The organism is Shewanella sp. 10N.286.52.C2, from assembly GCF_002874545.1.
Taxonomy (GTDB): domain Bacteria; phylum Pseudomonadota; class Gammaproteobacteria; order Enterobacterales; family Shewanellaceae; genus Shewanella.
Genome location: NZ_MCTV01000031.1, coordinates 1 through 24,919 on the forward strand (window position 1 = coordinate 1; position 24,919 = coordinate 24,919).

Below are 24,919 nucleotides of genomic sequence, written 5' to 3' on the forward strand. Positions count from 1 at the left end.
ATTGGTGCAAGGGCTTTTTATATAAAAACCGTTTAAGCGAATAGCTTTTGAACAGATCGTTTTATTTTTAACTATTATGGGTATTTAAAGAACACTTTTGTCCTACAGTAACTATCAGTAATATGGTTTTTATCGTGTTTTGAGGTCATATTTTCATCAGAGTATGGTGAAAGCTTCAATAATTCATTACCATAGCAATGTTTTTAACAGTTATTTATCATTTTTCATTTTTATTAGAGACAATCATATGCAAAAGTCATTTGTTATTACCCTAATTATTGCCCTTATAGGTGCAATCGTTATTTATGCTCTTTCTACCAATGTTCAATTAGTCGTGTCTTTCATCGCTGGTGTTATGTTAGCGAGTCTTATATTCACTTTTGTTCCGTCTTCAACTGCAACTGATTCAAATAAGCCTTATGTTGGCCCAACAATGACACTTTATGTTGGTAACTTGCCTTACCGTGTTCATGAAGGTGAAGTGAAAGCTTTATTCGGCGAATATGGACCAGTTAATTCAGTACGTTTAGTTAGAGATAGAAAAACAGGTCGCCGTAAGGGATTTGGTTTTGTTGAAATGTCTGAAACTGGCGCCAAGAAAGCAATGAACAAGTTAAACGATTACAGTTTCCAAGAACGCACACTAAAGGTGCGTGAAGCTAAATCACAAGAGTCAGATCCATCTGAGTCAAATAAAGAAGACTAAACCCCTTCTATTAGCTGCCTACGGAAATGCACTCTAGTTGCTTAAAACCGTAGTCAGCTAATGTTAATGCTAAGCCTTTATCTATCTTCTTTGTAAATCCCGCTGTTAACCTGCCTACTTTGTTCGTTTTACCTTTAGCTGACCTGTTTATTGTTTCTAATAATGACGCCACTCTTATTGCAATGGCTTCGCCGGAATCTAATAGCGTTACTGGATGGCTAATGCACTCAGCTATTTCTTGGCGTAATAACGGAAAGTGAGTGCAGCCTAAAACCAAGGTATCTATATCAGTGCCATTTATCGAAGCCAAGATTGGTTTTATTGCATTTAAGTTTATTGGGTTTCTTTTAGCTTTCTCTTCGGCAATAAGCACTAATTCAGATGAACCAATCAAAGTCACTTCACAGCAACCAGCAAACTCACGGATCAACTCTTTAGTATAAGCTCTTTCAACTGTCCCAGGCGTGGCAAGTAATGCTATGTGTTTGGATTGAGTCAATTGCGCTGCAGGTTTAATTGCTGGCACTACGCCCACCACGGGTATGGTTAGTCGTCTTCGTAAATGCGGTAACACTAAGGTGCTGGCAGTATTGCAGGCAACGACCACAATGGAAGCATTAATGCATGCCACTTGCTTGATGATCAGTGCCACACAACCTTCAATTAATGCTTGTTCTGCTAGGTCCCCATAAGGTAGCCGCGCATTATCAAATAAATAGAAGATATCTTTAGCAGGCATTTTTGTTTGAATGTGTTCTAAAACGGATAAACCGCCGATACCAGAATCAAAAATAAGTATTGGACCTGACAATCTCTTCTCCATAATGCGGGTGATAAAAGCTGTATAGATAAAATTAACCACTTAATCCATTAAGATTAAGTCAATCCGCTGGACATCAGCGTTGTGTAGTATAATATTTGCGCCCTTAATTTACAGCCTATGGTGGAACAAAATGAATTTAGCTGCAATGGATCCTAAAAACTATGATGCGCAACTAGCAGAGAAGCGTATCAAGCTTGAACAGGACTTTGCCGATTTTACGCCGCCTAGTTTAGAAGTTTTTGCCTCAGAACCAGCCCATTACCGTATGCGCGCCGAGTTTCGAGTATGGCACGATGGCGATGACTTATTCTATTACATGTTTGATAAAGTCTTAGATGAGAAAGTGCGCTGTGAGCAATATTTGCCTGCAGGGACTTTAATCAATGAAATGATGACTGCATTAATGGAAGAGCTACGTCCTAATCATGATTTACGCTTTAAGTTATTTCAGGTGGACTTTTTAACCACGCTTAGTGGTGAGATCTTAGTGTCGTTACTTTATCACCGCCAATTAGGCGACACTTGGATAGAGCAAGCGACCCAAATGAAGGCGCGTTTAGCTGAAAAGTTTAACGTCAATATCATTGGCCGAGCACGTAAACTTAAAATCGATTTAGATAAAGACTTTGTGGTTGAGACCCTTAATGTAGCCGGTCAAGAATTACATTATAAACAAATTGAAAATAGCTTTACCCAGCCAAATGCGAAAGTGTCAGTCAAAATGCTCGAATGGGCTATTTCAGCAACCAAAGACAGCACTGGCGATTTATTAGAGCTTTATTGCGGTAATGGCAATTTCACTATCGCTTTAGCGCAAAACTTTGACCGCGTACTAGCAACAGAATTAGCTAAGCCATCTGTTGATGCTGCGCAGTATAATATTGCCATCAACAAAGTCGATAATGTGCAAATCATTCGTATGTCTGCTGAAGACTTTAGTGATGCGATGGCGAAAAAACGCACCTTTAGACGTTTAGAAGGTATTGACTTAGATAGCTACGATTGCAATACCATTTTCGTTGACCCACCACGAGCGGGTATTGACGATGACACCTTGGCATTAATGCAAAACTACGACCGCATTTTATATATTTCATGTAACCCAGAAACCCTAAAAGCAAACCTTGAGGTACTGGGAAGCACCCATAAGATCACCCGTTTCGCTTTATTTGATCAATTCCCATATACCCACCATATGGAATCAGGTGTACTACTAGAACGTAAGTAGGTTCAACACATATTAAAAAGCCGTTATAGGATGAATTATCCATAACGGCTTTTTTATTGCGCAAGTTTTACTATTAATTCACTGATGCTATTTAGTATCAACTTTATGTTGCAGCGCTTCTGCGCCTTTTGCCACCATGCGCAATTGCAGCACTAAGTGATCGGCTAATACTTTTCTGTCAGCTCGTTTCATATCTAAAGCTGATGCCCCAGCGTTAAACACTAGGGTAACTAAAGCTTCTGCTTGTACTCTGGCTAGCATCGGCGTTCTTCCAGCAGTCGCCTCTGTGTAATGAGACAACTCTGAAATAAAGTGTTCTATTTCTCTTGCTACAGCGGCACGAAAAGCCGCTGACGTTCCTGAGCGCTCATGTAATAGAATTCGAAAAACATTGGGATTTGATTCTAATACTTCCACAAACGTGTCAACCGAGATGCGAATGACACTGCCACCCGCTTCTGCGCGCTGGCGACCTTTACGCATCATTTGTCGAAGTGTAAGTCCACCTTCATCAACCATGGTTAAACCAAGTTCATTCATGTCTTTGAAATGACGATAAAAAGAGGTTGGTGCTATGCCCGCTTCCCTTGCCACTTCTCGCAAGCTTAAACTGGAGAAACTACGTTCAGCGCTTAATTGATTAAAAGCGGCATCTACCAATGCACGACGGGTTTTTTCTTTCTGTAATGCTCTTACACCCATGTAAAGATCCATTTAGTAAATGTTATTGCACAGATAATACCGCTTTTAAGCTAAAAACACAGCCCCGAGATACTTGACCGAATAAAGTTGGTGAGCTAAATTAGCTTACAACTGTACGCTCAATAAGAATCATGGATTATCTTAATGAAAAAACCACCGATTATTTGGTTAAATACTGCTTTATTTGCGCTAACACTACTTGGCGCGCTGACTTTAGTGCCGTGGCGTGGCTTTACACATGGCTTTGAAGCTATTGAGTGGATTGCTTTTGTGGTACTTGCCTTTGCTAGCGGCCTTTCAATTACCGCCGGTTACCATAGATTATGGTCTCACAAAGCTTATAAAGCGCATCCTGCAATGCGATTCTTATTTGCCCTTGGCGGTGCATTAGCATTACAAAATAGTGCACTGCATTGGTCATCAGATCATCGCATCCATCATAAGCACGTTGATAATAACGATAAAGATCCTTATTCAGCCAAAATGGGCTTTTGGTATAGTCATATTGGTTGGATGCTACGTGAATACCAAGCCAGTCGTTATCATGATTATAATAACGTCCGTGACTTACAAAAAGATGCCATCGTTATGTGGCAGCATAAACATTATCTTACCCTAGTGGTATTGATGAATATCGCACTACCGGCATTTTTAGGCTGGCTCAATGGCGATATTATTTCAATGGTGCTGATGGCAGGACTATTACGTTTAGTGGTCGTACATCACTGTACTTTCTTTATTAATTCATTAGCCCATGTCTGGGGCAGTCAGCCCTATACCAATAAAAATACGGCTAAAGATAATGGCATGATTGCCTTACTGACCTATGGTGAGGGTTATCATAACTTTCATCACATTTTTGAAAATGACTACCGTAATGGTATTAAGTGGTGGCATTACGACCCAACAAAATGGCTAATTAAGTCAATGCAATGGTGTGGTTTAGCCACTGATTTACGAGTAGTACCGCAAGAGCGAATCGAAAGTGCCAAACTTCAAATGCAATTATTAAGAGCGCAAAATAAGGTCGCACATTTACCAAATTGTGATGAAATAATCGCTAATTTCCAAGCCGAATATGATCTTATGAAGCAACATCTAGTGGATTATTATCAAGCGAAAAAGGTACTGCTAGATGCCAAACGTAAACAACTGAGCAACCAGCAATTAAAATTGCAGGTCGAAGAATTAAAAGCACGTTTGTTAGCCCAAAAGAAAAACTGGAATAGCCTCACTGCTGCTTATTAAAGTCTGTTTTAACCCATTAAAAGTAAACGGCTACCTTGCAAGGTAGCCGTATGTGTTTATGATGGATAATCTTCCTTTTTAAGGGTTACCCATTAATGTCTGAATCGTCAGTTAAACTTACTGAATATAGCCACGGCGCCGGCTGTGGCTGTAAAATTTCCCCGCAGGTACTTAGCACCATACTTGCCTCATCTTTACCCTCTTTTACCGATCCTAAATTATTAGTCGGCAATCAAACCCGTGACGATGCAGCAGTTTACCAACTCAATGATGAAACAGGCATTATCAGTACTACTGACTTTTTCATGCCGATTGTGGATGACCCCTTCACCTTTGGGCGTATCGCGGCCACTAATGCCATCAGCGATATTTATGCCATGGGTGGCACGCCTATCATGGCTATTGCCATACTTGGCTGGCCAGTGAATATCTTAGCTGCAGAAGTGGCTCAAAAGGTTATTGAAGGCGGGCGCCAAGCCTGCGCAGATGCGGGAATAATGTTAGCTGGCGGTCACAGCATTGATGCACCTGAACCGATTTTTGGATTGGCGGTAACCGGACAAATCCCTCTTGAGCAATTAAAGCGCAATAATACGGCAAAAGCTGGCGATAAACTGTATCTCACTAAACCGATAGGGATCGGTATCCTCACTACCGCGCAAAAACAAAAAAAGCTCACAGAGCAAGACAGTATGATTGCCATTGATGCCATGTGTCAGCTAAACAAGGCCGGCCAAGATATTGCGGCAATCGCTGGAGTAAATGCACTGACAGACGTCACGGGTTTTGGCTTGGCAGGTCATTTGATTGAAGTTTGCCAAGGCGGCGATGTCACTGCGAATTTAGTATTTAATAACATCCCATTATTAGACCGAGCGCTGCACTACTTAAACTTAGGTTGCACCCCAGGCGGAACCCAACGCAACTTCGACAGCTATCAGCAATACTTACCAGCACTAACTCAGCAACAAAAAGCGATTCTGTGCGATCCGCAAACCAGTGGCGGCTTGTTGATTGCGGTAAGCGCTGACGCAGAACAACAACTGGTTGCTTTACTTGAGGCGCAAAATATTGCCCCTATTTGCATTGGTGAATTGAGCGCTTCAAATACCAATAGCGCATTAATTACACTGACATAGAGAGTAACAAATGCTTGCTAACATCATTGCTAAAACCGAGTATCAACGTCTTTTCCTTCAGCAGCGTGCGCTCATTGATGTGCGCGCCCCCATCGAATTTAGTAAAGGCGCCTTCGAGCATTCGGCCAATTTCCCGCTGATGAATGACAGTGAACGTACCAAGGTTGGTACTTGCTATAAAGAGCAAGGACAACAGGCGGCTATCGAATTAGGTCATCAATTGGTTAATGGCAAAACCAAACAGCAGCGCATTGAAAGCTGGCAGCAGTTTATCGCTAAGCACCCCAACAGCTACCTATATTGTTTTCGTGGTGGCTTACGTTCAAAGTTGTCACAGCAATGGCTGAAAGAGGCCGGCATCGATATCCCTTATATTGAAGGTGGCTATAAAGCCATGCGCCAATATTTAATTGATATCATTGATACCGCGGCGACTTTGCAGCCCTTAGTCATTTTAAGCGGCAGCACCGGCAGCGGCAAGACCGAGCTCTTACAACTGCGACCAGAGTCCATTGACTTAGAAGCCATTGCCAATCATCGCGGCTCAAGCTTTGGTAAGAACCTTGAGCCCCAGCCAACTCAAATTAATTTCGAAAATCAGCTGGCGACACAGCTACTACAACATCAGCAATTGCCACAACATAAAATCTTGTTAGAAGACGAAAGCTTCTTAATCGGGCGCTCAGCCATACCCAAAGCTTTTTACCAAGCGATGCAAGCCAGTGAGATGATTGTATTAGAAGAAAGCTTAGCGAATCGTATAAACAGAATACATAAAGACTATGTTATTGATAAGTCAGCCGCCTTTATCAATAAATATGGCGCAGAACATGGAAAAGAACAGTTTAGCCAATACCTGCTTAGCAGCATTAATAGCATCAAAAAACGCTTAGGTGGCAAGCAACACCAACAGCTCAGTGCCATTATTGAAAGCGCCATAAATCGACAGTTTTCAATAAACGATGCTAATGAACATTTTGATTGGATTTCAATACTATTAGAGCGCTATTACGACCCTATGTATCAATACCAAATGAGCAAACGTCAGCAAAGGGTAATATTTAGTGGTGATAAAATTGCGATCCAGCAATATTTAGATCAGCTAGCAGGATAATTCACACACTCTGCACTCATAACAACGAACGGTTGCTGTTATGAGTGTCACATAGCAAAGATAGAGCAACCACTTATACTCGTGTTTTAGCTCCATCACTTAACGACCATTAGCGCTCTCATTTAACGAGTAGTTGTGCTATCAAATAACTCAGTGACCTTAGCTTGTAGCCCATGGCGACCCAGTGAGACCCCATCGACCGCTGCATCAATATTCACAGTCACCCTAGACCAAAAACGCTTCGGTGGTGTTGTCAGTGCATGGCCGCCTTTATGGCTAAAGTATGAGCCCCATAAGCCTTGTAATGACATCGGGATTACTGTGACGGGATCTCTCGCTAAAATCGCTTCGATACCGGGTCTAAACTCAGCAATTTCACCATCAACAGATAAACGTCCTTCAGGGAAAATACACACTAGCTCCTCATTACCAAGGGCTTCATGGATTAGCTCAAATGCTTGCTTGTAGGTGGTTTCACACTTTTTAGGTGAGCAAATAGGAATAACTCCAGCATGGCGAAAGAGATATTTTAATAGCGGAATTTCACTGATGGATTTATCCATCACAAAACGAATAGGACGGGTGGATGCGCCCATAATAATTAAGGCATCAACATAGCTAACATGATTACAGACAATCACCCCAGCTCCCTGCGCCGGAATATTGAGACGCCCATTAACACTGACGCGGTACATCAAGTGGCTCAACAAGTAACTGATAAAGCGCTGAGCAAACTCAGGTACCTGAGCATACACATATAACGCCACCGCAGTGTTCAACCCAGCAAGGAGTAAAAATAATTGCGGAATACTCCACTCTAAAACGCCAAGTAACAACATAGATAGCAATGCCGCCATCACCATGAATAAGGCATTAATAATATTGTTTGCCGCAATAGCTTGGGCACACTCCCCTGGTGCAGCCCTAGATTGAATAAAGGCATACAAGGGCACAATGAATAATCCACCACTTAAGCCAATAAACAGCAAATCAGCCATCAGCCGATAATGCTGCGGATCAGTGATGAAGCGACTAAAGCTATATACGAAACTGCTATCTAATGGCGCTGGCGGAATAGCAAAAATTAAATCAACCCCAAATACCGTTAAGCCTAAAACCCCAAACGGCAACACGCCTAACTCCACATGACCATAGGAAATCCGCTCACATACCCACGAGCCTATGGCGATACCAATGGAAAATAATGCCAACAATAACGACACCACGGTTGCATCGGCATACAGGTGTAATTTAGCAAAGTTTGGGAACTGGGTTAAATAAGTGGCGCCCAAAAACCAAAACCAGCTAATGGCGAGAATAGCCATCCAGATACTTGGGGTTTGCCTTACTTTGGCAATACTGCGCCATGTTCCCGTAAAAGGGGTAAAACGAATTTTACTGATTGTGCCTTGTGGCGGTAATGCAGGAATAGCCCGGCTTGATAAGTAACCAGCAATAGATAACGTCACCACAGTCACCGCAGCGCCAAGTAAACTATGCTCACTTGCCACTAACAAACCTGCAGACAAGGTGCCAGCAAGGATCGAGATAAAGGTGCCCATTTCAACCCAAGCATTACCAGTAACTAACTCATCTTCTTTAAGCGTTTGTGGCAATAAGGAATACTTAACTGGGCCAAAGTAAGCCGATTGACTGCCAGTAAGAAATAGCAGTACCAACATCAGCAAATAGCTTTGCGACAATATGGCAAAAGCCGCGCAAGACATGATGATAAGCTCCAGTAATTTAAGTCGTCTTATCAGTCGCGCTTTGTCCATATTGTCAGCCACGACACCTGCATGGGCTGAAAATAAGAAAAACGGTAAAATAAACACTCCGGCAGCTAAATTAACAAACATATTGACGCTAATCGGTAGTGCATCTACCTGGCTGTAAGTCACCAGTAATAGCAGCACATTTTTATAGATATTATCGTTTAATGCCCCAAGGCACTGAGTGATGAAGTAAGGGAGAAAACGTTTGGTTAATACCATGAAACATCCTTATTTTGCCATTCCTGAGGTATAGCCTTGAATATAAATAGATAACAATTTTGGTAAGTAATTTAAGCCATGAATGAAGCTCTGAGTGAACACCCCCTCTCCTTTACGCATTGCATTTGCCCTTAAGCCGCTATTATCAATAATGCTTTGAACAACAAACTAACAGCAAACAAAATTAAAACAATGCTCATAACCCATTAATTTATAGACAGCATGAGTATTTTATAAATGGCGGCCACAAAAAAGCCCTCTACTAGAGGGCTTAAATAAGTCATGTCGAGCTGACTAATTAGTGAGGATATCGTCCCAAGGTAAATTCGGGCTACCTACAACAATAAAGTTTGGATTTTCAAGGGTTTCACGTTCATTATAAGTTAACGGTTGCAGGTTAATATCCATTAACGCGCCGCCTGCTTCTTCTAGAATAATTTGCGCAGCGCCTGTATCCCACTCACCGGTTGGCCCTAAACGCACGTAACAGTCAGCTCGGCCTTCGGCCACTAAACAACTCTTTAATGCTGCGCCGCCTAACACCACTAATTCGCAACTGCTAGGATGACTGAGTAACTTTAATACTGATTGTGGGTCTTGACGACGACTTACCGCAAGACGTAAACCTGATTCATTAATATCAGTAAGTGGTTTACTGCTAATACGCACTTCATTGTTAGCATCACGTTTGTAGGCTCCTAAACCTGCAATCGCGTAGTAACACACGTTTGTCATCGGCACATACACTATCCCCATCACAGGGCGATTATGCTCAACGAGTGCAATAATCACTGAAAAGTCACCACTACCAGCAATAAATTCACCAGTGCCATCTAATGGATCCACTAACCAATAGCGTGGCCACTCGCTACGCTCATTAAAAGGTATATCGGCAGCTTCTTCACTTAAGATTGGAATATCAGGCGTTAATTTAGCAAGTTCAGTACAAATAATTTCATTTGCAGCCAGATCCGCTGAGGTGACAGGAGTATTATCAGATTTTATTTCGCGATCAAAATCACCTTTCAAATAAATATCGCGGATTTTTTGACCCGCCTCGGTGGCAATACTGATGACTTGTTCAATTACTTCTTCTGGCTTCATAACGACTCCAATCGCCAAATAATACTCTGAATAGTGTCAAGTTAGACTAATTTACGATTTATTTGTAGTTAAATTAGATGAGTAAGCTGAAATATTTTAATCATCAGTCAGTAATAACGCTTACAACATCTCAATTGGCTAAATTTAGCCGCTAACACAGTAACAAGATTAACCTTGTAAATGTTGTTGGGCTAAAAATAATGCACTCACACTTCTCGATTCTGAAAAATCAGTGTTATCCAGTAACGCTTGCCATTCACCAAGCGCCCACGGGATAACCTCAATAGGTTCAGGCTCATCACCTTCTAGCCTGCTTTCATATAACTCTTCAGCGATAAAAATTTGCATCTTACTGGCAAAATAACCCGGCGCTAAACTTAACTCTTTTAGTAAGGTCAGCTTACGACTGGCAAAACCGATTTCTTCTTGTAACTCACGATTCGCGGCTTCAACAGCCTCTTCGCCGGGATCAATCAAGCCTTTAGGAAAACCCAACTCATAATTATCAGTGCCTGCGGCATATTCTTTAGCCAACAAAAATTGACCTTGATGCACAGGCACGATCATAACAGCACCGCGGCTGCCACCACTCATTCGTTCATATTGACGCTCAATGCCATTAGAAAATTTTAGGTGCAGCTGTTCTATCTGAAACAGTCGACTTTTGGCGACAATTTCGCGATGAAGAATTTCGGGCTTTTTATGCCGTGATGTCATTAAAACCTCGTATATGACGAATTTAGTAAGACCAGTTACAATCTTACTACCCTAGCTATATTCTACAACCGGAATTTACATGTTTCCTTGGCATAAGATAGACACAGTTTTGCTCGATATGGACGGCACCTTGCTGGATTTGCATTTTGATAACCATTTTTGGTTAACTTTGGTACCTCAACAGCTTAGTACACAAAAGCAAATTTCCTTAGCCCAAGCGCAGGCGCTAGTCGAGCAGTCTTACCATAAGGTTGTTGGCACCCTAGACTGGTATTGCATTGATTTTTGGCAGCAACAATTAGACATAGATATTCTCACCCTGCATTATTCACTGGTTGAGCGAATTCAAATGCGCCAAGACAGCATGCCCTTTTTAGAGGCGCTCGCTACGGCAGGTAAACAAAGAATCCTGTTAACCAATGCCCATCCTAAAAGCCTAGAACTTAAATTAGAACATACTGAACTGGCAAGAGGCCTAGATGGAATGATGTCGAGCCATGAAACGGGTTATCCTAAAGAGCACCCTGAATTTTGGAAGCAAGCATTCGCGAAATATGACTTAGATCCAAGCCGCTGTTTGTTTGTTGATGACAATGAAAATATTCTTGAAGCATCACGTTTGGCGGGTGTTGGCTTTCAATTAGGTATTAGCAATCCTGACAGTCAAAAGCCCAATAAGGATTTCATCGATTTTCCTGCCATTGATGATTACCAACTCTTACATCAAGACTTATTAGCTGCAGTTAAAGGCTAAGTGCCTATGGTAGCTAATAATTTATAGCCAATAAAAAAGGCAGCTGATGTGATTCAGCTGCCTTTCAAATTTCTGATGAAGCAGTCGTTACTACAACCCTGGAATCGTGCCCTGATAATTAACAGGGTAATAGCCTTGGCTATCTTGTTTACCCAAAAAGCTTAAAGCTTGGGTTAAATCTTGTGGCTGCTCATGGGTCGGTTTAATCTTAGCACTAACCACAATACGATTATTTTCACCTAAAGTGGCGCTACCTTGAATCCCCATTTTGTTCATTGAGTCATCAGTCATCAATTGCACTTGGCCATCAATACAACTCAACCCTAGGGCGATATCCCCTAAAGGATATTCACCAAACTGATTTTTAACATCAATAGCATTCAAAAATAGCTTACCGGTTAACTGCTCACACCAAGGCGTACCTTGCTTAAGGCTTTCAACAATTAAACTGACATCACCATCTACCATGGTTCTAAAGGGTAATTTTGCGTTGCCTAATAAAAATTTATTCGGCGCTTCAAAGCGCAAGTTTTCAGCTGAGACACCTGAGAAAGACCAACTAATATCACCCTGCCCACTAACTGGCGTTGCCCGGCTACCAATCTGCAGATCGACATTGAGCTGACCAATAAATAATGTCCAAGGATTTAAATCCCATGACACCTGTTCAATCAAACGGCGATCAATCGACACCAAATCAGCAGAGCCTTGCCACAATGTACCACTAACACCGCTTACCTTGATATTATTGGGTAATGGCGCAATCCCCACTAGCCAATTTGCTGGGATAAATACCACCAAAAAGATCAGGTAAACAAAAACACCTAAAATAATTTTCTTAATCAAACTCACTACTATACCTACTTACTTAGATAACTGAATACGGCGCACTTTGACATAACCTGCCAAGTCAGACTCTGATACATCAACACTTTCTAGGGTTAAGCCTTTTTCTTCAACCAGTTCATGCAAGTAATCAAGTAAGCTGTCAAATGGCACATCGTCCATCCACAATTGGATTTTATTGCCCTGTGGCTGCATACGGGTAATGTCTAAATCATATTGGCCAGCTAATTGGTTCACAATCGAACTTAAGCTGCCTGATGCTCTTGGCCCAGAACCTTGTTGTTTTAAACCGGCAATTTTATTCGCCGATTGTTTAACATAATTTAAGGTTTGCTTGGCTGCTTGATGATCTTTTTCAGCATTGTCTGCCGCAGTTGCAATCGGGCTCCAAATGCCCCAATACAAAATTCCAATAACCACAAACACTGCGCAACTGCCGACTAATTGCTGTTCACGTTGCGCGAGTCCACGCCACCAAATTTGCAAATTTTCCATCTTATTTGCCCTTCAAGGTAATTGTGGTATTCACTTCATTGTCACCGCTATTGATGGCACCCATATCAAACTCATAACGCGCTTCAACCAGTTGCTTGAATTTATCCACGTGATCATAACTTTTTGCCGTCACTTGCATGCGCAGTTCATTACGACTTGCATCAAAACGAATTGAGTTCGGTTTTAAATCGGGCACTTTTTGAAATGACTCTTTCAGGCCATCAAGCATGTCAAAGAAAGCAGCACCGCCACCTTGACCTTTAAGACTGCGCAATTGTGAGTCCAGCTGCGAGCGAATATTAACAATCCGGTTTACCCCTGGACTAACACGCTTAAATATCGCTTCACTTTGCTGTTTTATTTCAGCGGTTTGTTGATTCAACTGATGAATGGTTAAGCCTTTATTCACTAGCCCAAGTACGATAGCAATAACCGCTACAATAGCCGCATTTTTCCATAGCATCAGATGCTTGCTGTATTCACGCTTTGGCTGATACACACCGCTTAATAAATTAATCGGTGCCTGTAAAATACCCTTTGCCAATACCATCATCGGAATATCTAATGGTTTCGCTTCCACCTCAGCATTGGTAAACACTAAGTCTTCGCTATAGGCGGCAATTTTTAGCGCAGAATCGGCATCACTTCGACGCGATAGCAGCTCAGGTAAGGCGAAATCTAACCATGTTTTTGGCAAGCTCACACCACTACCTTCACCGGTACGCAGTAACAATTCATCACCCATATCCAGCGCAGCCCAGCTACATTGATCCAACGGTAAGGCTAAACAATCAGGGACAATACTCTTTACTTTAATGCCAGCATCAAGCAGCCAAGATAACCAGTTTTGCATTTGCTCATGGGCCACTGCGGCGACATTTAGCTGCTCACCATCACGGGGGCCAACCACAAAGTGCATGGTTTCAACATCAGAGGCGATGGTTTCTTCTAGCATGAAAGGGAGTGCCTTTAACGCTTGGCGCTGATTTTTTTCAGGCAATGCAATTTGAGTCAATGTCATACTGGCCGCTGGCACCAACACATCCACCGGACGATTGCCCGCGCGCTCAGTCAAACTGGTTAAGCTCGCTGCATCACTTAACTCACCTGAAGCAATAATTTCTTGCTCTTGTTCTGACCATACCAGCCACGAACAAGGACTTGTTGATGTTTTCCCTAATCGGATAAAAAGCCGTTCAGACACTGTCATTCTCCACAAGCTTCAAACTGCCACAGGCCAAACTAGCCAAGGTTAATTGAAGCGGATTGTTACCCATATTCATTATTGCTGATCACCGTATTGACGACTGATCACATCAAACTTGTTATTACTGCGACGCAAAACGCTATCCATTCTAAACATCGCATTATCCACTTTAGCGCCCGCTTTTAATAAGAAGTAATTACTATCGACCACTATGCTCGATTTCATATTACTTTCAGTGGCTAAACTCGCTAAGGAATTATTTTCCCAAAACTCTGCTGCGGTTTCGAAGCCATCTGCAGGTCGTTGGTTAATTAAACTTTCCGCATCGCTTTGGCTAATCTTGTTTTCTAGCATACCCACTAACAATGCTGCTTGTTCAACCTCTAGGGTATTCACATTAAGCAATTGTTGGTTATTACCTGGTATCGCGCAAATATAAGGCAACAAGGTTAAATACACTTGCTGGTTATATCCTAATACCGCCCGCAGCTCACTGCGATGATTCATCAAGGTATTCGCTGCTCGATACGGCGTATTACGAGACTCATAATCGGCATCTTCAGCGCCATAGGGCATTGCTACCGTATCTTCGTCAATATAATCAATCAAAGTATGGGTCAGCCGCTCGGCGCCAAATTCATCCATACCTAGGGCAACCAACAGTGACATATACTGAGTCGCGGCTAATGATAATTTAGGTTGGCCATTTTCAACTTCTGTTGACTTAACTGATAAAGCGTTAAGATTAAAACAAGAACGCATATCTTTAATCTCACCGCCAATTTCGCCGTATTCAGCCGGAAAAATCACATCAGCTAAAGCCCAATATTGCTGTAAATGTACGGTGCCGTCAGCATCTTCCATATCTTGCTTTAAAATCTTTTTACCTAATTCTTCTGCCGAAATAGCATACCAATAGGCTTGATCATACTGGGCTAAATTCAAGGTACGGCGCATGGATAACTGATTACGGCTGGTAATATTGGTCGCAATAATCACCACTAAAGCGACCACCAGTAACACCACTAATAACGCGACTCCGCGCTGTTTACGCAACCCCGGCGACTGATATTTCATCATCCGTCTTCACCCGTGCTAGAGCCATCAGTATCATTGTCGTTATCAGTATTATCGTTACTGCCATTATCATCGTTATTGTCGCCGTTACTGGCTGCGGCATCACCGCCACCTTTAGGCAGTAGAAAACGACGCTCAATGATACCTAAGCCTTCAATTTCTAATTTCATCGCGATGCCAAGTGGCAGTTGTGAAGCATCAACTTTACGCTCCCATTTATCACCGACAAAAAACGAATACTCGATGGAGATAACATCTTTAATGATCAAACTTTTTAATGGCTCTGCACCAATTTCTGGCTCAGGGTAAGGATAGTACCAACGCTCTAAGCGGCCTTCTTGCACCACATATGACACCGACTGCAAACTACCCCTTGGCAACATGCCATCAGGGTTGAGCCAACCTAAACGGAAAAACACCAGCGCTTCGGTTTCTGAGTCCAGCATGTTATCGCCCGTTTGAAACACAGTGGTGGTACGCTCGCCGTCTAGGCCACGTTGTGTTCGGGCTACCATCTGGCCTAAATCACGTTCGATAATGCCAAATCCTTGCTGTAAGGCTTTCAAACGGATTGAAAATTCTTTGGTGGCTTCATCGTTTTTCATCACGGTTGACAGTACCGAGTTCGATGCCAGCCCGATCATGGCAAAAATACCAATAGCAATCATCATTTCCAGCAAAGTAAAGCCTGCTTGGCGATGATTGTCGCTGTGTCTTGAGCGCTTAGCCTTCATTGTGAACATAGCTACTCACTTGTGCGACGGTGCGATTAAATCTGTCATCATCACTGACTAATACTCTGATCATTCTGAAATTGTCGTCGGTGGTTTTAATCACTTCCTGACGCCAATACCAATCTTTATCGGCTAACTCTACCTGACCATTTTTAGTGCCCAGCTCAGGAAAAGGCTGCGTTAATCTAACCTCAACCATTTGATTGCTAGCAACCCATTGGGCTAAGGTTCGCTCTTCTAAAATCGGCAGGTTGGCCATTTGATCGCCAATGCTTTTGGTGACAGCAACCGCAGCAATAGAAAACACCGCCAAGGCCACTATGACTTCAAGTAAGGTCATACCTTTACTGTATTTCATCAAAGCTTCCTATGGCTAAACGCCCTAATGCATCACCCACCACTAGCACTTCAATCTCTTTACCTTGGTCGTCATCGGTCAAAAAACTCAACTCAAACGTCGACATTTCACCACTGGGAAACAGTAAAATTTGCGGCTCGGGATTTTTCTTTTTATCTTCTTTTGAGGCTTCAATTAATGGCTCATCAAACCAAGATTCATCATCTTCATCTTCTTGAACTAATGGCAAGCCATCAAGCAGTAGACTCAAACTCACACCCGGGTCCATTTGCCTTGGGGCCAGTTGACGATCTTGGGTTATAGGGTGCCATTTTTTTTCATCGTAATAGACAAATTGATATTCATCTTCTTCGACGACGATACCTAAGAATTGACCGCTTAAAATGGTTTCTTCAATCACTAATTCAGTGGTCGCAATAAACTGACGGGCCGTTTTTTTTAACGCTTGCTCAGGCCCTGAAGTACTGGTTGTCATCGTGACGGCAGCCGCAGCTAACCCCATCAATAAGGCAACCAGCAATACTTCTAAGAGGGTGAACCCCGATTGGCGTTTAGATATCATCATCTGCTATTAGACTTCGTGCTTACTGGAAGTTTTGCAGATTCCAGTTGCCGATATCATCTTCAGTTCCCACTTGGCCATCAGGACCGGCACTGAAAATATCAATACGGCCATTTTCGCCAGGACTTAATAGGTAGTAATCGTTGCGCCAAGGATCCTGTGGTAAACGCTTAATGTAACCGTCTGGTCGGTAATTACGTGGCTCAGGTGACGAGGTTGGCTTTTGCACTAACGCATCTAAGCCTTGCTCCGTTGTTGGATACACACTGTTATCTAGGCGGTACATATCGAGGGTGTTTTCTAACGCTACAATGTCAGAAACGGCTTTTTGGATATCAGCTTTATCTTTGTTACCCATTAAGTTAGGTACCACCATAGAGGCCAAAATACCTAAAATAACAATCACGACCATGACTTCAAGTAAGGTAAAACCAGCTTGTTTACCACGGGTTTGATTTCGATTAGTTTGCATTAACAACTTCCTCCGACGCGCACACTCGGTGCGCTAACAATAAATAGTAAATAACTTGGATACTTAAGCGCTGATCAAGTTATTCAATTCTAAAATAGGCTGTAAAATTGCCATCACGATAAATAACACCACCGAGGCCATACTGACCACGAGCATGGGTTCAAATACCCCTAAGGCAATATTCACATTAGATTCAAATTCTCTGTCTTGGTTATCTGCAGCACGTTCTAGCATTTGCTCCAGCTGACCACTTTTTTCGCCTGATGCAATCATATAGAGCATCATAGCCGGAAAAAGTTTGGTATTAGTTAGCGCCGCGCCCAGGCTGGTACCTTCACGCACTCTTGCTGTAGCATCATCCACTGCTGCGCGCACTTTGACGTTTTGCAGCACTTCACTGGCAATACGCATGCCCTCAAGCAAAGGTACAGAACTTGCTGACAAGATACTTAAGGTTCTCGCAAAACGGGCGGTATTCAGGCCTTTACTGACTTTGCCAATAACCGGAGCTTTGAGTAACCAGGTGTCATATTGCATTCTAAAGTTTGGTTTTTTTAGCAGCTGCTTTAGTAGTGCAAACAAACCAATCAGTGCCACAAGCACAAATACCCCATAATTTTGCACAAAATCAGAGGCGAGGATCAAAAACTGAGTTGAACCGGGTAGCTCTTGACCCATATGTTCAAACTGACCAACCACCTTAGGTACCACTGCTGCCAGTAATACGGCAATTACCCCAATGGCAACAATGGTTAATACCATAGGGTAAATCATTGCCTGAGTTAGTTTAGATTTCAGTTGCTGGCGACGTTCGGTGTAATCGGCTAAGCGGTTTAGTACCACTTCTAAATGACCAGACTTTTCACCTGATGCCACCATAGCGCGGTACAAATCATCAAATACGTGGGGGAATTCGGCTAAAGAATCAGCCAAGCTATACCCTTCAACAACCCGCGAGCGCACCGCCATGACCAAACTGGCAAGACGATCTTTTTCACATTGCTGGCCTACCGCTTTGAGTGATTCCTCAATGGGTAAACCTGCAGCAACTAAAGTGGCGATTTGACGGGTAATTAAAGCAAGCTCTGCAACCGAGATACCACGTTTGAAAAACTTAAGCCCACCGCTTTTGGCCTTGGCTTCTTTTTCAGCAACCGGTTCTAGCTCTAAGGGCATTAAGCGCTGTTCACGTAGCTGACTACGTGCATGACGAGCCGTATCAGCCTCTATCACCCCTTTTTGCTGTTTACCATTGCTATCAAGGGCTTTATATTCAAACGCTGCCATTGATTACTCCTCGCGGGTCACGCGCAATACTTCTTCAAGGGTGGTAACCCCTTTCAGTACTTTGCTCATGCCATCATGACGGATACTTGGAATCGTTTGACGGACATACTTTTCAATGGCTAACTCACCGCGGCCACCGTGAATTAATTCACGAACGTTGTCATCAACAGTGAGTAATTCATGGATACCGGTACGACCTCGATAACCATTATGACCACAGGCTTTACAGCCTTTAGCGCGATAAATCACTCGGGTATCATTGACCGTTATGCCTAATAATTCGCGCTCACGCTCATCTGGCTCATGCTCGACCTTACATTCGTTACACAAGGTACGAATAAGTCGCTGGGCTAATACACCCAGTAAGCTTGAAGACACCAAGAAAGGCTCAACACCCATATCTTGCAGACGAGTAATCGCGCCCGATGCCGTGTTGGTATGCAAGGTCGAAATAACCATGTGACCGGTTAGTGAAGCTTGCACTGCAATTTGTGCGGTTTCTAAATCTCGGATTTCACCAATCATGACCACATCAGGATCTTGACGTAATATCGCCCGCAAACCACGGGCGAAGGTCATATCCGCTTTCATATTCACTTGAGTTTGGCCAATGCCTTCCAGTTCATATTCAATCGGATCTTCAACGGTTAAAATGTTGGTGTCTTTGGAGTTAATCTCAGTTAACCCCGCATACAGGGTGGTACTTTTACCTGAACCTGTTGGGCCGGTAACCAAAATAATACCGTGCGGTTTACGAATTAACGCTTCAAATTCATCTTGGATAGACAGGGTCATACCCAATAATTTTAAATCTAGGTTGCCGGTATTTTTATCCAGTAGTCGTAATACCACTCGCTCGCCATGGCTTGATGGCATGGTAGAGACACGCACATCAACTGCGCGGCCGGCAATACGTAATGAAATACGACCATCTTGCGGCACACGTTTTTCTGCGATATCTAAACGCGCCATCACCTTAATACGTGAAACCAACAATGAAGACAGTTTACGGTTAGGTTTTAAAACTTCTTTCAAAACCCCATCAATACGGAAACGGACGATTAATTGCTTTTCGTAGGTTTCGATATGGATATCAGAGGCTTCTTCTTTAATGGCTTCTGATAACAAGGCGTTGATCAATTTAATGATTGGCGCGTCATCATCACCTTCGAGCAAATCTTCGGTTTGTGGCAGTTCTTCGGCGAGGGTAAATAAATCCATTTCATTACCAATGTCTTCCATCAGCTGCTGGGCTTCTGATGAATTAGCCTGGAATGTGTGGGTTAATTTCGCTTCAAAGTCTTCTACCGGCAGCTTGACTAACACCAGATCTTCACCGGCATAACGGCGCACTTCAAGCATGGCATCAAGTGGGGTATTACTGGTGTAGTAAAGCTTTAGGGCATCGGCTTCTTTGGCCAATGCCAAATTAAAGCGATGAGAAAAAGCAAATGGCAGGCGTTCACGACTGTTGGAGTGAAACACCTCATCATTAAGCTCTTCGGCTTCTAAGCCTAAATCGGTAGACACCTGTGCCAATTGTTCAGTCATTGCTGCTTCACTCATTGGCATCATCTTCTTGTTCGGTTTCAGCAGCTTCAGTGACGGCATTGTCTAGATCTTTTCTTTCGCTAATATGCTTAAGCGCAGGGTCTGTTTCGCGCATCTTAGTTTCTAACTCTTTACCTTCTTTGTAACGATTAAGCACTTCGTTCACTTCATCAGGTAAATAAGCTTCTTGATCCCACTCAGTTAACACTGGCACATTGGTCTTAGGCATTAAGTTTACGCCGCGCTCTTGTTGCTCAAGTTGCAGGGCGCGGAAGTAGTTATATTTACGACCAGCGATGCCTTCCATGGTGATACCGTCACGAATAATGGTTGGCTTGATAAATACCATCAAGTTCTTCTTTTTCTTACCGCTTGATGAAGACTTAAATAAGTGACCGATAATCGGTAAGTCACCTAAAAATGGCACTTTTTGTACTGACTCTTGTACTTCTTCATTAATCAAACCGCCCAGTACTACAATCTGACCAGAATCTGCCATAACCGTGGTAGTTAAGCGACGAGTTGCAAAGGTCACATCGACACCAGTTTTACCGTTAATACCTGACACTTCTTGCTCAATGGTCAGCTTAACCGCATTACCTTCATTGACTTGTGGTACCACTTTTAATTTAACGCCCACTTCTTTACGTTCAACGGTTTGGAATGGGTTGCTGTTACCGTTACTTGAGTTTTGGCTACCGGTAAGAATAGGTACTTCGTCACCAACGATGAATGATGCTTCTTGGTTATCAAGGGTGGTAATCGACGGTGTTGCAAGTACGTTTGATTTGGTATCACTTGAAACCGCTTGGATTAAGGCGCCGAAGTCACCCATTGCCACGCCCCAAGCCATGCCGTTCACTTTACCTAATGCTTGCGCCAGTAAGGTAATATCACCACGTGAATCTGGGTTTTCAGTACAAGTACCATTTTCGGTACACACTGTAGTGCCTTCTTCACCTTGTGCTTGCCATACACCTGCGCCAATCTCACCTATGGTTGGGCCTAAGTTATTAAACTGAGTACCACCACCAGCAGCTGATGCCCATTGAATACCAAAGCCAACATCATCGCCTTCTGATACTTCAACAATAATCGCTTCTACCAATACTTGTGCACGGCGAATATCTAACTGGTTAATCACGCTTTCAATGGTGCGCATTTGATCCGGTTCAGCGCTGATCACCAAAGCATTGGTATCAACGTGAGCCATAATATTAATTTCTTTACGCTTGCTACCCGAGGTTTTACCCGCATCTTGATCGCTCACGAGTTGGTCAGCAAAACCGGTTAGCACTTCGACTAAATCTTCTGCTTTAGCGTAGCGTAAGTAGCGTACTTTAGTGTTACCAGTGTTAGCTTGCTCAGCATCTAGACGACGAATTAGATCGACCACGCGTTGACGGCTCTTTTCATCACCACTCACAATAACGGCGTTCATACGCTCATCAGCCACCACTTTTGGCGCTTGACCGGGCATTTGTGCTTGATTAGCGCTGGCGCGATAAAGGGTATCAACAATACGGACAATCTCACCGGCTGAGGCATATTCAAGGGATACCACTTCAACAGCTGTATCACCTTGCTTATCGACACGGCGAACAATTTCTACTAATTTATTTACGACAGCTGCGCGGCCTGAAATCATCAATACGTTAGATGGGTCGTAGTTCACCACGTTACCGCCACCAGCATTATCATTAAGCTGGCGCAGTAATGGCGCTAGTTGTTTAGCTTCGGTGTTGTATAACGCCACAATGCGGGTGACCATTTCATCGCCCAAGCCTGGGGTGTTATCATCAGCGACGCGAATAGCTGCAGTTTTGGCATCTTTATCTTTAATGACTTTAATAACGCGGTTTTCCATTTCAACCACGGCATAGCCATACACCTGCAAAACATTGAGGAAGAACTGGTAGTACTGCTCGTCATCTAATAAGTCGTAACTGCGGACGTTAATTTTGCCGCGAACAGTTGGATCAACGATGATGGTCTTATTGAGGTTTTTACCCACAATATTAATGAATTCCTGAATGTCTGTGCCTTTGAAATTGGCAGCATACTGTTCCGACCAAGCAGCTTGAGAAGCCAGCATGGCAATACCGGCAACCATTCCAGCAAATAACTTGCGTCGAATTCCGTAACTCTTCATTATTTTCAATCCTCTACTGCCCATACTATTCTGGCAAACTAAAAATTATTTCAACTAACTGCCCATCACGTTCGACCATGACGCCAATTTCGGTTAATTCTGCTAATTGCCCCATCACTTCTAACGACTGCCCCATATCAGTTAAGTCGTAGCCGTTGATGGATTTGGCTAAATCATTTGCTTTAAAACCTGCTGAGGCAAATAAAGACTTATTTTTGCCCGGGTTTAATCGATAACCGCTGATGCCATCTGCACCGCTGACTGGTGAGATAGCCAGGTAGTCGGTTAATTTACCCGGATCGGCTAGTAATTCATCACGTGAATCGGCTAACTCTTGAGAGAGCACACTGCGCTGAACCGTTTGCACGGTGCGATTTTGTTTTGCTTTTTGAAGTGATTCATTGGCTTGGCTTTGAGTGGTGTAATTTAAGCCATCAAGCATTAAGGTTTCATAGCGGCCCGCATTGGTAATAATAATGCGGTCGGCATAAACTTCTTTTAATGACGCTGAAGTGCCTTTGATTTTGTCACCTAGGCTGTAGGTTTCTTGGCTGCCTTTTGACTCGATAACCGCAAGGCCATGTGAATCAGAAGTTGATGCCACCACGCCTGTCAGCAAAATAGACAAGTTAGTTTTAGGGGCATCGGTAATTTGTTCCACTGGAGCGGGCTTTTTCGCTTGGGTATCACTGGCACCTTTTTTACCAAACAGTGATAACTGTTGCACACCACTGAGCTCAATACGTTTCGCGCTAGCAGAAGAAGTTGGCGATGGTTGCCATGCTACAGCTTGAGAATTAACAGGCATTAACTTCCAAGTGATCTGAGCAGCAATTGATAGCACGATCACTAACCCTAACCAAAAGAAGGCCGCGCTCAGCTGCTTTTGAGGAAGAGCCGCAACCTTGGTAATAACTTTATCTAATACATCCATATTTGCTTTGACCCTCAGCACAGGTCGCTGTTCTTATTCTGTTAATTTAGGAAATACTGCATCATGCTAACCTACACGGCTTGTCGCAACAAGCCCATAGCATCTGGATTGGCGAAATAGAGCTGATTATGCTACATTTGCGCGCTTAAAAAGGCTGTGAGAAATGCCACTATTTAGGCTCTTGCCTCCATTTTACATGTGAAAAATGTCAACCTTGTGAACTCATACCACTTTTGAGGGGGCTTAATGAGCATAGCTCAAGTTAATACTATGTCAGTAAGGTTAGATAAATGGTTATGGGCAGCACGTTTTTATAAAACTCGCTCGCTAGCAAAAGACATGATCAATGGTGGCAAAGTTCACTATAACGGCCAAAGAGCCAAATCGAGCAAACTAGCAGAAGTCGGTGCAACAGTGCGACTTCGCCAAGGGCACGATGATAGGGAAATAATTATTGCTCAATTGTCTGAACATCGACAAGGGGCTGCTATAGCGCAAACGCTATATCAAGAAACGGCTGAAAGCATCAAAAAACGCGAGTTTAATGCTGAAGCCAGAAGATTAAATATCTTAAATAATCCGGCGCCTGAAACTAAGCCGGATAAAAAGCAACGTCGACAACTTAAACGCTTTAAAGAGTTATAAACTTTTTAACGGCACAACAAATTGAGAGACCACATGAGCAAAGATCTATTACATCGCTACTTATTCGATAATGCCGAAGTCCGTGGTGAAATGGTACAACTGGAAAACAGCTACCAAGAAATTTTAGCCGCCCATGATTACCCTGTTGCATTACAGCACATCATCGGCCAATTAATGGCGGCAACGTCATTGTTGACAGCCACCATTAAATTTACTGGCGACATCAGTGTGCAATTGCAAGGTGATGGCCCAGTATCTTTAGCAGTTATCAATGGCAGCAACTTACAGGCCTTACGCGGCATAGCCCGCTGGAAAGGTGAGTTAGCAGATGACGCTTCACTGGCGGAGCTGTTTGGCCAAGGTATTATGGTGATTACCCTAACCCCTGATGAAGGTGAACGCTACCAAGGTATTGTGTCTCTTGAGCATGCTGATTTAGCCGCCTGTTTAGAAGAATACTTCAATCAATCTGAGCAGCTACCCACAGTGATCCGTTTATTTGCTGACGGTAAACAAGCTGCCGGTATGTTGTTACAGGTATTACCGACTGAAAACAAAGAAAACGAAGAGTTCGAACACTTATCTGCGCTGACTCATACTATCAAGTCAGAAGAGCTATTTGGCTTAACCGCAGAAGAAGTGTTACATCGTTTATACCATCAAGAAGAAGTGCGCTTATTTGATCCTATCGATGTCACCTTTAAGTGCAGTTGCTCTAAAGAGCGTAGCGCTAAAGCGCTGGCGACCTTAGAGCAAGCAGAAGTTGAAGCCATACTCGCTGAAGAGGGTAAAATTGAAATGGACTGTGAATATTGTCCTGCAGTTTACAACTTTGACAGTATCGATATTGCGGCAATCTTTGCTGGTAACATGAGTGCAGACAAGCAGCAATAACTGTTACCTCCTCAAGTAAACTTTCAAAAAAAGCGCCTAAGGCGCTTTTTTTATCGCTAAAAATCCCCCTTTCAACTTAAAAAATGCCACTAATTACAAAAAAGTTACCAAACTGTTACTCCTCCGTGCCGTTATTGCGTTATTATTAAATTGCATAGGGATCGCTAATTTAGTGT

The 24,919-nt window shown here is 43.0% G+C and carries 25 protein-coding genes; 8 read left to right on the forward strand and 17 right to left on the reverse strand.

Annotation, left to right across the window (positions count from 1 at the left end; all coding sequences use genetic code 11):
* Nucleotides 1–247 precede the first annotated feature (247 nt).
* Complete coding sequence (locus BCU94_RS11480; RefSeq protein ID WP_102436057.1) at nucleotides 248–706, forward strand: RNA-binding protein; 459 nt, start codon at nucleotides 248–250, stop codon at nucleotides 704–706.
* Nucleotides 707–716: 10 nt separating this feature from the next.
* On the opposite strand, the gene murI is transcribed toward BCU94_RS11480, so the two are convergent.
* Nucleotides 717–1,517: a glutamate racemase gene (gene murI / locus BCU94_RS11485; protein WP_102436055.1), complete on the reverse strand. Its 801-nt coding sequence runs from the start codon at nucleotides 1,515–1,517 to the stop codon at nucleotides 717–719.
* Between the two features lie 142 nt (nucleotides 1,518–1,659).
* Between murI and trmA the strand changes: the two genes are divergently transcribed.
* Nucleotides 1,660–2,757, forward strand: coding sequence for a tRNA (uridine(54)-C5)-methyltransferase TrmA (gene trmA / locus BCU94_RS11490; protein WP_102436053.1), 1,098 nt, complete (start codon nucleotides 1,660–1,662; stop codon nucleotides 2,755–2,757).
* 87 nt (nucleotides 2,758–2,844) lie between these two features.
* On the opposite strand, the gene fabR is transcribed toward trmA, so the two are convergent.
* Nucleotides 2,845–3,459 (reverse strand): HTH-type transcriptional repressor FabR, encoded by a 615-nt coding sequence (gene fabR / locus BCU94_RS11495; protein ID WP_076541308.1) that lies wholly within the window; start codon nucleotides 3,457–3,459, stop codon nucleotides 2,845–2,847.
* Nucleotides 3,460–3,603: 144 nt separating this feature from the next.
* Here fabR and BCU94_RS11500 point away from each other — a divergent pair, with 144 nt between their 5' ends.
* The 3 genes from BCU94_RS11500 to mnmH all read left to right on the forward strand — a co-directional run bounded on the left by BCU94_RS11500 (nucleotide 3,604) and on the right by mnmH (nucleotide 6,960).
* Complete coding sequence (locus BCU94_RS11500) at nucleotides 3,604–4,707, forward strand: fatty acid desaturase (protein WP_102476453.1); 1,104 nt, start codon at nucleotides 3,604–3,606, stop codon at nucleotides 4,705–4,707.
* 95 nt (nucleotides 4,708–4,802) lie between these two features.
* Entirely contained in the window at nucleotides 4,803–5,846 is a 1,044-nt protein-coding gene (gene selD, locus BCU94_RS11505; protein WP_102476454.1) for a selenide, water dikinase SelD, read from the forward strand.
* Nucleotides 5,847–5,856: 10 nt separating this feature from the next.
* Nucleotides 5,857–6,960: a tRNA 2-selenouridine(34) synthase MnmH gene (gene mnmH / locus BCU94_RS11510; RefSeq protein ID WP_102476455.1), complete on the forward strand. Its 1,104-nt coding sequence runs from the start codon at nucleotides 5,857–5,859 to the stop codon at nucleotides 6,958–6,960.
* Nucleotides 6,961–7,082: 122 nt separating this feature from the next.
* On the opposite strand, the gene BCU94_RS11515 is transcribed toward mnmH, so the two are convergent.
* The 3 genes from BCU94_RS11515 to nudE all read right to left on the reverse strand — a co-directional run bounded on the left by BCU94_RS11515 (nucleotide 7,083) and on the right by nudE (nucleotide 10,775).
* Nucleotides 7,083–8,954, reverse strand: a complete 1,872-nt coding sequence (locus BCU94_RS11515; protein ID WP_102476456.1) for an MFS transporter — start codon at nucleotides 8,952–8,954, stop codon at nucleotides 7,083–7,085.
* A gap of 294 nt (nucleotides 8,955–9,248) precedes the next feature.
* Nucleotides 9,249–10,058, reverse strand: a complete 810-nt coding sequence (cysQ, locus tag BCU94_RS11520) for a 3'(2'),5'-bisphosphate nucleotidase CysQ (protein WP_102436043.1) — start codon at nucleotides 10,056–10,058, stop codon at nucleotides 9,249–9,251.
* Between the two features lie 168 nt (nucleotides 10,059–10,226).
* Entirely contained in the window at nucleotides 10,227–10,775 is a 549-nt protein-coding gene (gene nudE / locus BCU94_RS11525) for an ADP compounds hydrolase NudE (RefSeq protein WP_102476457.1), read from the reverse strand.
* Between the two features lie 79 nt (nucleotides 10,776–10,854).
* On the opposite strand from nudE, the gene yrfG reads away from it, so the two are divergent.
* Nucleotides 10,855–11,529 (forward strand): GMP/IMP nucleotidase, encoded by a 675-nt coding sequence (gene yrfG / locus BCU94_RS11530; RefSeq protein WP_102436039.1) that lies wholly within the window; start codon nucleotides 10,855–10,857, stop codon nucleotides 11,527–11,529.
* Nucleotides 11,530–11,619: 90 nt separating this feature from the next.
* Here yrfG and gspN read toward each other — a convergent pair whose 3' ends face one another.
* The 12 genes from gspN to gspC form a co-directional block, all read right to left on the reverse strand.
* On the reverse strand, nucleotides 11,620–12,381 hold the full coding sequence (gspN, locus tag BCU94_RS11535) for a type II secretion system protein N (RefSeq protein WP_102476458.1): 762 nt from the start codon (nucleotides 12,379–12,381) through the stop codon (nucleotides 11,620–11,622).
* Nucleotides 12,382–12,393: 12 nt separating this feature from the next.
* On the reverse strand, nucleotides 12,394–12,870 hold the full coding sequence (locus BCU94_RS11540) for a type II secretion system protein M (RefSeq protein WP_102436035.1): 477 nt from the start codon (nucleotides 12,868–12,870) through the stop codon (nucleotides 12,394–12,396).
* A gap of 1 nt (nucleotide 12,871) precedes the next feature.
* On the reverse strand, nucleotides 12,872–14,074 hold the full coding sequence (gene gspL / locus BCU94_RS11545) for a type II secretion system protein GspL (RefSeq protein WP_102436067.1): 1,203 nt from the start codon (nucleotides 14,072–14,074) through the stop codon (nucleotides 12,872–12,874).
* Nucleotides 14,075–14,152: 78 nt separating this feature from the next.
* Nucleotides 14,153–15,154 carry a type II secretion system minor pseudopilin GspK gene (gspK, locus tag BCU94_RS11550; protein WP_102436065.1) on the reverse strand — a complete coding sequence of 334 codons (1,002 nt, stop codon included), beginning with the start codon at nucleotides 15,152–15,154 and terminating at the stop codon, nucleotides 14,153–14,155.
* Nucleotides 15,154–15,888 (reverse strand): type II secretion system minor pseudopilin GspJ, encoded by a 735-nt coding sequence (gspJ, locus tag BCU94_RS11555; RefSeq protein WP_102436033.1) that lies wholly within the window; start codon nucleotides 15,886–15,888, stop codon nucleotides 15,154–15,156. The genes gspK and gspJ overlap by 1 nt, the downstream gene beginning before the upstream one ends.
* Nucleotides 15,878–16,246, reverse strand: a complete 369-nt coding sequence (gene gspI / locus BCU94_RS11560) for a type II secretion system minor pseudopilin GspI (RefSeq protein WP_076541330.1) — start codon at nucleotides 16,244–16,246, stop codon at nucleotides 15,878–15,880. Before gspI ends, gspJ begins: the two co-directional genes overlap by 11 nt.
* The gene (gene gspH / locus BCU94_RS11565; protein WP_102476459.1) at nucleotides 16,233–16,808 is read right to left on the reverse strand and encodes a type II secretion system minor pseudopilin GspH; all 576 of its coding nucleotides are present in this window, start codon (nucleotides 16,806–16,808) and stop codon (nucleotides 16,233–16,235) included. The genes gspI and gspH overlap by 14 nt, the downstream gene beginning before the upstream one ends.
* 22 nt (nucleotides 16,809–16,830) lie before the next feature.
* Entirely contained in the window at nucleotides 16,831–17,280 is a 450-nt protein-coding gene (gene gspG, locus BCU94_RS11570; protein WP_102436029.1) for a type II secretion system major pseudopilin GspG, read from the reverse strand.
* Between the two features lie 63 nt (nucleotides 17,281–17,343).
* Nucleotides 17,344–18,567 (reverse strand): type II secretion system inner membrane protein GspF, encoded by a 1,224-nt coding sequence (gene gspF / locus BCU94_RS11575; RefSeq protein WP_102436027.1) that lies wholly within the window; start codon nucleotides 18,565–18,567, stop codon nucleotides 17,344–17,346.
* A gap of 3 nt (nucleotides 18,568–18,570) precedes the next feature.
* Nucleotides 18,571–20,133, reverse strand: a complete 1,563-nt coding sequence (gene gspE, locus BCU94_RS11580; protein ID WP_102436025.1) for a type II secretion system ATPase GspE — start codon at nucleotides 20,131–20,133, stop codon at nucleotides 18,571–18,573.
* The gene (gspD, locus tag BCU94_RS11585) at nucleotides 20,126–22,270 is read right to left on the reverse strand and encodes a type II secretion system secretin GspD (protein WP_102436023.1); all 2,145 of its coding nucleotides are present in this window, start codon (nucleotides 22,268–22,270) and stop codon (nucleotides 20,126–20,128) included. Before gspD ends, gspE begins: the two co-directional genes overlap by 8 nt.
* Before the next feature lie 25 nt (nucleotides 22,271–22,295).
* Nucleotides 22,296–23,204, reverse strand: a complete 909-nt coding sequence (gene gspC / locus BCU94_RS11590; protein WP_102436021.1) for a type II secretion system protein GspC — start codon at nucleotides 23,202–23,204, stop codon at nucleotides 22,296–22,298.
* A 246-nt stretch (nucleotides 23,205–23,450) separates the two neighbouring features.
* On the opposite strand from gspC, the gene hslR reads away from it, so the two are divergent.
* Entirely contained in the window at nucleotides 23,451–23,849 is a 399-nt protein-coding gene (hslR, locus tag BCU94_RS11595; RefSeq protein WP_102436019.1) for a ribosome-associated heat shock protein Hsp15, read from the forward strand.
* A gap of 33 nt (nucleotides 23,850–23,882) precedes the next feature.
* The gene (hslO, locus tag BCU94_RS11600; RefSeq protein ID WP_076541343.1) at nucleotides 23,883–24,743 is read left to right on the forward strand and encodes an Hsp33 family molecular chaperone HslO; all 861 of its coding nucleotides are present in this window, start codon (nucleotides 23,883–23,885) and stop codon (nucleotides 24,741–24,743) included.
* Nucleotides 24,744–24,919 lie beyond the last annotated feature (176 nt).